The following is an 8,013-nucleotide window of genomic DNA, read 5'->3' as shown; positions in this document are numbered from 1 at the left end:
ATTTGCTTGCTATGAGCATATTGAACAATAATAACAGTAAAGAGTAGCTTTTTGTAAGGAGGAGAGCTGATTTACATGATGCATAGATCTATACGTTTATAAAACTTCTTTTCGAACACTAAAAGGCGTTGCCCCTTGTTGTGATGTTTTAGGCCTTCAGCCTAAGAAATATCTTATTTACAAACTGGATCCATTATGCATTTAGAAAAGCTGGTAACTTCCTTAATAAGCTCTTTAGTTTAATTCTAATTTACCACAAATTAAACATTTCCAGATTAGACCCAGCTTTTGTATATGATCCGATTTAGTCTCGATTCAGATGATAACAACCGTTAATTAAAGCGGCAAAGCTAAATCAATAATACTAAGTAGGAGGGTGTGTTGTTTTTCAGTAATGACGATAAATAGTCATTCGATTATGAATCAAGTAAGGACAAATGGCTTTATGCACTAACAACTGTCCTTTGACGGTTATATAACTGACGATTGTCAGCAGTGAGAAAAAAATGTCATAATTAAAGATTAAATACTTATAATTAGTAAATATAAACCTAAGTATACTTACAGTATTTTCGGAATTTTCTTATAATTTATAAGTAAATTATGATATAAAAGCTCGTTCTAAGTGCAGTATTCAAAATATATGCAAATATCTAACAAGTTCGATTTAATACTATTTAACGATACTTCATAGACGTTATATGTTTTAAAACAATCTTTTTTTCGGTGGAAATATGTGGATTTAGAACGATTAGTTTCTACTTTTGTTCTTACAATTTTTATTAAACAATAAATTATTAGATATGAAGCCTACGCATATTGAGCACATTGGGATCGCCGTTAAAGACTTAAAAGAAGCAATTCCTTTCTTTGAAAAAGTTTATGGACTAGAGTGTTACGCTGTAGAAGAAGTGGTTGATCAGAAGGTGAAGACTGCGTTTTTTAAAGTGGGAGATACAAAAATTGAACTTTTAGAATCAACTGATCCTGAAGGACCAATTGGTAAGTACATTGAGAAAAAAGGAGAGGGAATTCACCACATGGCTTTCGCTGTAGAGAATCTGGCTGAAAAGTTAACATTTGCAGAAGAGCAGGGGGTAAGATTAATTGACAAAGCGCCACGTAAAGGTGCAGAAGGATTGAATATTGGTTTCCTTCACCCAAAGTCAACATTTGGTGTGTTGACAGAGCTTTGTGAAGATCCTAATAAGTAATTCAATCGTCTGACTAAATCTTACAATTCCATATGTCAACTCAGGATAAAATTAAGAAACTAATTGACCTCCGCTCAGAAGCTAAATTGGGTGGTGGTGAAAAGCGCATTGAAAAGCAGCATTCGCAAGGTAAAATGACTGCGCGTGAAAGAATTGAAGTATTATTGGACGAAGGTTCTTTTGAAGAACTGGATATGTTTGTAACGCATCGTTGTACCAATTTTGGTATGGAAAAGAACAAGTTTCTTGGTGACGGTGTTATAACAGGTCACGGTACCATCGATGGTCGTGTTGTATATGTTTATGCACAAGATTTTACAGTATTCGGAGGTTCATTGTCTGAAACAATGGCTCAGAAAATTTGTAAGATCATGGATATGGCCATGAAAGTTGGTGCTCCTGTTATCGGTATCAATGATTCGGGTGGTGCCCGTATTCAGGAAGGTGTTACTTCTCTGGCCGGTTATGCTGAAATATTTGAGCGTAATATTCTTGCATCAGGTGTTATTCCTCAGATTTCTGCCATTTTTGGTCCTTGTGCAGGTGGTGCAGTTTACTCACCGGCGCTAACAGACTTTATAATGATGACCGAAGATTCTTCATATATGTTTGTTACAGGTCCTAAGGTTGTGAAAACCGTGACGGGTGAAGAAATTACAGTGGAAGACCTGGGTGGAGCAGATGTACACGCTTCTAAGTCTGGTGTTGCTCACTTTAAGTGCGAAAATGAGGAAGAAGGCTTATTGCTTATTCGTAAGTTGGTTTCTTATTTACCACAAAACAATATGGAGGAAGCTCCCGTATTGGAGTGTAACGATCCAATCGATCGCATGGATGATGCATTGAATAATATCGTACCGGATAATCCGAACTTACCATACGATATGAATGATATTATCTTCTCACTGGCTGATGATGGTGAATTTTTAGAAGTACACCGTAATTATGCGAAAAACATCATCACCGGATTCTGTCGTCTGGATGGTCAGTCTGTTGGTGTTGTTGCTAATCAGCCTAATTATCTGGCAGGTGTTTTAGATTGTGATGCATCTCGTAAAGCTGCTCGTTTCGTACAAATGTGTGATGCTTTTAACATTCCGATCCTGACATTGGTTGATGTTCCTGGATTCTTACCTGGTTCAGGTCAGGAGTATGCAGGTATCATTATTCATGGTGCGAAATTAATGTTTGCCTATGGTGAAGCTACAGTACCAAAAGTAACTGTAACAATCCGCAAGTCATATGGTGGAGCACACGACGTAATGTCATCGAAACAGTTAAGAGGTGACTTTAACTATGCATGGCCAATGGCCGAAATTGCTGTAATGGGAGCGAAAGGTGCTATTGAAGTATTGGAAGGCAGGGCTATTTCAAAGCTGGAAACTGAAGAGGAGAAAGCTGAATATGCTCAGAAAAAGACCGATGAATACGAAGAGTCATTTGCTAATCCATATCAGGCAGCTTCTTATGGTTATATTGACGATGTTATTGAGCCGAGAAATACACGTTTTAGAGTGATTAGAGCTTTCCAGAATTTACAAACGAAGAAAGTAACTAATCCTCCGAAGAAGCACTCGAATATTCCACTTTAAACCACAGAAATATGAATTTATTAATCGTAGACTCGATGACGTGGACCATTACCGTTTTAGGATGGTTTATCGTATTTGTGGCTTTGGTGTTCTTGATCGGAGTGTTTTTGACTGTCCCAAAAATATTAAGCTGGGGCACAAGACGAGCTCTTCGTAAGAAAAATAGAATGGCAAAAAAAGAGGTTATTGTAGATGATGAGTTGGTTATCACTGGTGAAACCAATGCTGCAATTGCCATGGCTTTGCATTTGTTTTTTAACGAACAGCATGATGAAGAAAGTAACGTTATTACCATTAAAGAGGTGAAAAAGCGCTACTCTCCATGGAGTTCTAAAGTGTATAGTTTTAACAATGTTAATTTCCCCAGATAACAGGACATGAAAAAGTTTAGTTTTACCATAAGAGGTAATAAATATGATGTTCATCTAAAAGACCTTGAGGAAAATATTGCTCAGTTAGAGGTGAACGGAACAAATTATGAAGTAGAAATACATCAGGAGGTTAAGAAAGCTAAAACACCTAAGTTGGTTCGTAAAGAGATCCAGCGTAAACCAGGTGAAGGTTTTATTACTAAAAAAGATGGAGGCAAGGCTATTAAAGTAAATGCTCCTCTTCCTGGTAACATCTTCAAAGTTTTGGTTAAAGAAGGTGACACCGTGAAAAAGGGTGACGTTTTGTTAGTTATGGAAGCCATGAAAATGGAAAACAACGTATTGGCTGAAAAAGACGGTACAGTTGCTTCTGTTAAGGTATCAGTTGGTGATGCGGTATTACAAAACGATGTATTAATTGAAATGGTATAATTTCATCGGAAGTTATAGCATTGCTTAAAAATTAATTATGAAAAGAATTATCACTCTTTTTGGTGTTTTATCGCTTTTATTCAGCCTTCAGTTCATTGGAGGAGGGTTTGAAGCGTTTGCTGCCGGTCCTGGTGCCGGTGACACCTTTATAGATCATGCATCAAAAGGGCTGGAAACATTTTGGAACTTTACCGGATTTGCCAATGCGCACTTCACCAATTTTATAATGATTGGTGTAGGTTTGTTCTTTATTTTCCTGGCCATTAAATATGATTATGAACCACTTTTATTAATACCGATCGGAACTGGTGTAATTTTAGGTAATGTTCCGTTTTTAGCCGGTTACAAGATTGGATTATACGAAGAAGGTTCGGTATTGAACTATTTGTATTTTGGCGTACAACAAGGGGTTTACCCACCATTGATATTCCTGGGTATTGGAGCAATGACCGATTTTTCGTCATTGATCTCTAATCCAAAGTTAATGATCCTTGGTGCTGCGGCGCAGGTTGGTATCTTTGCTACTTTCCTGGGGGCTTCTGCAATGGGCTTTACTCCTCAAGAAGCTGGTGCAATTGGTATTATCGGTGGTGCCGATGGTCCTACCGCGATTTTCTTGTCATCTAAATTAGCGCCAACCTTAATGGGAGCAATTGCCATTGCTGCATACTCATACATGGCCTTGGTTCCTGTTATTCAGCCGCCAATTATGCGCTTGATCATTCCAAAGAAAGATCGTGCTATTAAGATGAAACCTCCACGTGCGGTTTCAAAGACTGAGAAAATCATGTTCCCGATTATTGGTTTATTGCTAACAACGTTTATTTCACCATCAGCATTACCTCTGTTGGGTATGTTGTTCTTCGGAAACTTGCTAAAGGAATCTGGTGTTACCGAACGTCTTGCTGATACAGCGCGTAACTCAATGATCAACATTGTTACAATTCTATTGGGGATTACTGTAGGTGCTTCGACACAGGCAGATTATTTCTTAACAACAGCTTCATTAAAGATCTTCGGATTAGGTGCTGTTTCCTTTATGGTTGCAACAGCGGGAGGTTTATTATTCGCTCGTTTAATGAATGTGTTCTTAAAAGGCGATAATAAAATTAATCCTTTAATTGGCGCTGCTGGTGTTTCTGCAGTTCCAGATTCAGCCCGTGTGGTTCAACACGAGGGTTTGAAGACTGATCCTAATAACCACTTGTTAATGCATGCTATGGCACCAAACGTATCTGGTGTTATTGGCTCGGCAGTAGCGGCAGGTATCTTGTTATCATTCTTAATGTAGAAACTGTATAAGTTACATATAGTAAAGGCCGGTAATCACTTACCGGCCTTTTATGTATCTATTTTAATCCATTCTTCAGCATTAAATTAGAAAACTACTGTGATGCGCTAAATAAATATTTTGTTATAGCCTGAAGTACAATTTGGCGTTTTGTAATACTTTTAGATAGTTGTCTTTAAGTGCATGTTGTTTTTAAATACCTTAATTTCTTCTGCGCCCGCCATTACCTCGGTTGATTTCAACACTTTGTTCACGGCCCGTTTTAAGGCACTAATGCCCCAAACACGAACTGCACCTCAAATATCATGTCAAACCTGCGCATTTGATTTATATAGGCACTCTTTCGGTGCTTCTATGAATTAATAGTTATCAGGATATTCATTGGCACTGCCATTTTTCCTTTTTTGCTACTCTGACTTCTATTGTCATCCCTATTCCGGTCTGCCGTGGGAAACCGTTAAATTCTGTATCCGGATATTCCCATTGAAGGTATTCATCGTTGCCGTTCAACAGGCATTTGACTTGTTCTGACCCGGAAAAGCTCACTGTCTAAAGAGTGATATATAAAACAGGAAAACAGATTAGTCAGGTTGAAACATAGAGTGATTTATTCCCGATATTAAAGTGAATAACGGGAGGGCATGTGCAATGGAAGTAAGGTTTTTCATGGTAATCAAAGTTGACTACCATGAAATTCGAAAAATTGATGTAAAACAACAAATTACTGTTTACTCTTCATAATACCCATATCCATAGCCATAACCGTAGCCATAACCATATCCGTAACCATATTTGTTACGTTTGGCATGAATATCGTTTAGCAGGATGCCAATGTTTGATATTTCTTCATCTTGCATATTTTTAATGGTTTGTGCAAGGACGTTTTTAATGGTATGTTGCTGGCGAACAAGAAAAACCAATGTGTCTGTATGGCGAGCCAGCAGATATGGGTCAGATACAATACCCATTGGTGGAGTATCAATAATAATAATGTCGAATTGGTCTTTTAGCTTGCTAAATAACTCAGCTGTTTTTTTAGAGCTAATTAACTCTGACGGGTTAGGAGGAATGTTTCCTGATGGAACAATGGTCAGGTTGTCTTGTCCCGAGTCCATCAAAATATCTTCATAACCAACCTGTCCGATCAGGTAGTTGGATATTCCTGACTTATTATAGCTATCGAATATTTTATTCATTCCCGGTTTGCGCATATCAAAACCAACCAGGGCTGTCTTTTTACCGCTTAGAGCAAACGCTGCTGACATATTGAGTGCACAAAAGGTTTTTCCTTCACCTGGCATCGATGACGATACACCAATGATTGGAGATTTAACACCTTTATTCAAAAACTCTATACGTGTTCTCACTCTTCTGAACGTCTCCGTTACGACTGATTTGGGGTGTTCATCAACTACATTAGACGCATCATTCGGATTGTGGATAATATTTCCAATAATCGGCAGCGTTGTAATGCGTTCAATATCATCCAAGTCGATCACTTTGTTATTGAGCAATTGTCTCAATGCTAAAAAAACCAATGGGATGATAATACCCAGCAGAAGAGCTTTCTTCTGGTTGCCTGCCTTATCTGGCGAAACTTGTCCCGAGTATCGCGCACTTTCCAGAACCTGGTGATCAGGCGTGTTCGATGCCTTTTGAATTTGAGCCTCCGACTGTTTCCTCAGAAGAAATGTATAAACCTCATTACTTAATTCGAATTTACGCTCAATTCCCAGTAAACGGCGCTCTGTTTCAGGTAATCCGTATAGCTCCTGCTCATTTTTCTGTTTTTCGGCAAGAAGACGCTCTTTATTGTCTTCAAAAACAGTCAGCTGGCTGTTTATTGTTTTTAAAAGCGTTTGTCGGGCTATTTCAATCTGGTTTTCAAGATCCTTATTGGCCAGGTTAAGCTGATCACCATATAAACCAATGGATAAACGTTGCGAATTAAGCTCCATAATAGCCTTGATCTGCTCGCTTAAGATACTGTTTTCCATTTCGTACATGGCAGGTGCCAAAACGTTTTCTTTGTTTATGTTTGCCGAGAAATACTCTTCTAAATATAAATAATAGCTCTTTTTAATCTCGAGTTCTGTTAGTTTCTGATCAATTTCCTGCATGCCTGAAAACAAGTATTCAGCCTTGGCAGACACACTTTGAATCCGGTTGTCAGTTCTAAATTGACTAAGCTCTGAACCAGTTAGTTGAAGAGTATCGGCAATCACAAGCAATTGTTGACTGATAAAATCAATGGTATTGGTTGCAATCAGGTTTTTTTGCTTTAAGTTATTGGCAATAAAAACGTCAGCCAATGTATTAAGGAAAATCTGATTCTTATTGTTGTTTTTCCCTGTTATAAACACCTTGATTATTGATGAACCTTCATTTGGTAATTGTGCTCTCAATTTGCTCTTAAACTGGCTTGCAAGATTACGGGGATTGTTGAAGACGAAGTACCGCTCTATATTAGAGTTTAAGTTTGTACGACGCGGAATAACTTTGAAACAGGCCCATGGTGTCTTAATTACCTCGTTATACATGACGGTTGTTTCAAAACTGATTGGGCCGGTACTGCCTCCTCCGACCTTATTCTTGTATACATATGTGCTGCCTCCGTTTTCAGCATCAACTTTAACTTTACAGCGCTCTTTATCTATGGGAATAACATATATTGGAATATTGATCAACTGTGGGTGTGTTGAGTCAAAGGCGATCACGTAGTTAGATTTGTGGTACATCTCAGTGTTTTTAAGACGTCCTTCTGCAAAATAACTTACATGAAAATCGAGCTGATCAATGGTTTGCTGAACAATATCCCACGATGTTAGGATGGCAATCTGGTTGTCAACACTTCGTTGTCCTGGTGTTAAACCGAAGCCTTGCATAATATCGTTCTGGGGCATTACATCGCCCCTTTCTTCCATTAATAACGTTATAGTGGAGCTGTATACGGGATGGATATACCTGTGTACCATAAATACACTTAATAAACTAATGGGTATCGTTATAGCAAATAACCACCAATAGTGAATCAGGTCCTGTATAAAACGCTTTATGTCAATGTTAAATAATGAATTGTTCGGTTGAGAATTATGTGTTTCGGGCGACATAAA

At 38.1% G+C, this 8,013-nt stretch carries 6 protein-coding genes; 5 read left to right on the top strand and 1 reads right to left on the bottom strand.

Translation table 11 applies throughout. The annotated features are described in order from the left end of the window. Nucleotides 1-803 precede the first annotated feature (803 nt). Genes mce through ACRD69_RS21925 form a run of 5 tightly spaced genes read left to right on the top strand, consistent with a single transcriptional unit; the run spans nt 804 to nt 4,900 of the window. On the top strand, nt 804-1,214 hold the full coding sequence (gene mce / locus ACRD69_RS21945) for a methylmalonyl-CoA epimerase (RefSeq protein WP_430817300.1): 411 nt from the start codon (nt 804-806) through the stop codon (nt 1,212-1,214). A 32-nt stretch (nt 1,215-1,246) separates the two neighbouring features. Then, nucleotides 1,247-2,806 (top strand): acyl-CoA carboxylase subunit beta, encoded by a 1,560-nt coding sequence (locus ACRD69_RS21940; protein ID WP_430817299.1) that lies wholly within the window; start codon nt 1,247-1,249, stop codon nt 2,804-2,806. 11 nt (nt 2,807-2,817) lie between these two features. Continuing rightward, nucleotides 2,818-3,177 (top strand): OadG family protein, encoded by a 360-nt coding sequence (locus ACRD69_RS21935; RefSeq protein WP_430817298.1) that lies wholly within the window; start codon nt 2,818-2,820, stop codon nt 3,175-3,177. 6 nt (nt 3,178-3,183) lie between these two features. Further along, nucleotides 3,184-3,609, top strand: a complete 426-nt coding sequence (locus tag ACRD69_RS21930; protein ID WP_430817297.1) for a biotin/lipoyl-containing protein — start codon at nt 3,184-3,186, stop codon at nt 3,607-3,609. 37 nt (nt 3,610-3,646) lie between these two features. Further along, the gene (locus ACRD69_RS21925) at nt 3,647-4,900 is read left to right on the top strand and encodes a sodium ion-translocating decarboxylase subunit beta (protein ID WP_430817296.1); all 1,254 of its coding nucleotides are present in this window, start codon (nt 3,647-3,649) and stop codon (nt 4,898-4,900) included. Nucleotides 4,901-5,628: 728 nt separating this feature from the next. On the opposite strand, the gene ACRD69_RS21920 is transcribed toward ACRD69_RS21925, so the two are convergent. Beyond that, nucleotides 5,629-8,010, bottom strand: coding sequence for a polysaccharide biosynthesis tyrosine autokinase (locus ACRD69_RS21920; protein WP_430817295.1), 2,382 nt, complete (start codon nt 8,008-8,010; stop codon nt 5,629-5,631). Between the last annotated feature and the right edge of the window lie 3 nt (nt 8,011-8,013).

The sequence above is a fragment of the Carboxylicivirga agarovorans genome, assembly GCF_050589845.1.
Taxonomy (GTDB): domain Bacteria; phylum Bacteroidota; class Bacteroidia; order Bacteroidales; family Marinilabiliaceae; genus Carboxylicivirga; species Carboxylicivirga agarovorans.
Note: the sequence above shows the minus strand (reverse complement) of the source record. Positions and strands in the feature narration are given on the sequence as shown.